The sequence below is a fragment of the Mesorhizobium sp. WSM4806 genome, from assembly GCF_055811635.1.
The window spans coordinates 1-1402 of record NZ_JBVVQZ010000060.1 but is presented as its reverse complement, the minus strand read 5'-3'; the positions used below and the strand labels follow the sequence as shown (position 1 = coordinate 1402).

Here is a 1402-nt window from a genome sequence, read left to right as displayed (position 1 = left end):
TTGCGCTCGCCCGAACGCGACTGCTGGTTTGTGGCATCGGCCGATCCGCCCAGCGTGTCGGCGACCGTGGCACCTCGCGCACCCATCGGCTGCTGCGCACCTGTGGTGGTGTCCTTGGCTGTCTGGTGCTCCATCTCGGCATTCAGCTCCGCCCCCACAATCAGGACAATCACGGAGATCCAGGTCCACATCATCAAGCCGATGACTGCCCCCAGGGCTCCATACGTCGCGTTGTAGTCGGCGAAGTTCTCAAGATAATAGGAAAACCCTATCGAGACCGCGATCCACACTCCAGCCGCGAGGAAGGCGCCCCATGTCGCCCATTGCCACTTTGCCCTTTCGCGGCTGGGGCCGTAGCGGTAGATCAGCGTGATCCCGAGGCCGACCAGGATCAGCATCATCGGCCACCGAAAGATCCGCACAAGGGCTTCGGTCCAACCGCCGAGGTTCAGCAGCGCAAGCATGGCCGGCACGATCCCCACCGAGACGATAAAGCCGATACCGATGAGGATGGCGCCAAGTGTGAAGCCCAAGGCCAGAAGATTCAGATGGATAAAGCCGCGCTTTTCACTCTCCTCGTAGGCGATGTTCATGGCTTCGAATAGCGTCTTGATGCCGTTACTGGCGCTCCACAGTGCGACGGCAAGGCCGAACATGAAGCCGAAGCTGAGCGCGCCGGTGTCCTGAGCGGCCAAGGACGCAAGCTGAGATCTGATAATGTCCAGACCGTCCGAAGGCAGTACGCCGCCAAGGAACGCAATGTGCTCAGCGATGGTCTGAGGATCGGCGACAAAACCGTAGATGGACACGAACGCGGCAAGCGCGGGAAAGAGGGCAAGGAGCAGATAGAATGCGGCCCCGGCCGCGATCAGCATAACACGGTCCTCGTTTACTTCAGCAAAGACCCGCCACAGCACGTCTTTCCAGCCACGGCTGGATCTCTGACGGCCATTCGGCATTGCGTCCGCGGCCCTGCCGTCTGGCCCGCCGCTCAAGCTGCACTTGATCTTCGTAAGCGTCGTCGGTTGTTTTTTTCGACATGGCTGCCGGTCCGGAGCATCTTCTTCGCGGCCAAACGTATGAAAGCGCCAAAGGATGCAGGTGCAGACCTGCGCTCACAAATAAACATCCACCGACTGCAGAACACTGCGCCATCCACATGCGACGAGTTTATTTAATAGCAACACTGCCCTGCCCAGGACCTCAGTGGCTTGTTCGAGCGACCAATGAGAATAACCAGCTTTCTACCATCTCAGCCAATCGTGGTGGTCGGCTGATTGCGTTTTAACTTTGGCGCGGCCGGCCGGCGGGGATTCTGGGCGTGGCGGTCGGGAGCTGGTGCCTCTTGGCGTCCAGCCGCTCCAGCATGCAACCGACGATAGCCTGAAAGCCGGGCTCCATG

General features: G+C 60.0%; 1 protein-coding gene. It reads right to left on the bottom strand.

All coding sequences use genetic code 11. The features are described from left to right. Positions 1 to 875: YihY/virulence factor BrkB family protein (locus AC0L2M_RS34565; protein WP_473537263.1), on the bottom strand; the 875-nt coding region annotated here is incomplete at its 3' end. Positions 876 to 1402 lie beyond the last annotated feature (527 nt).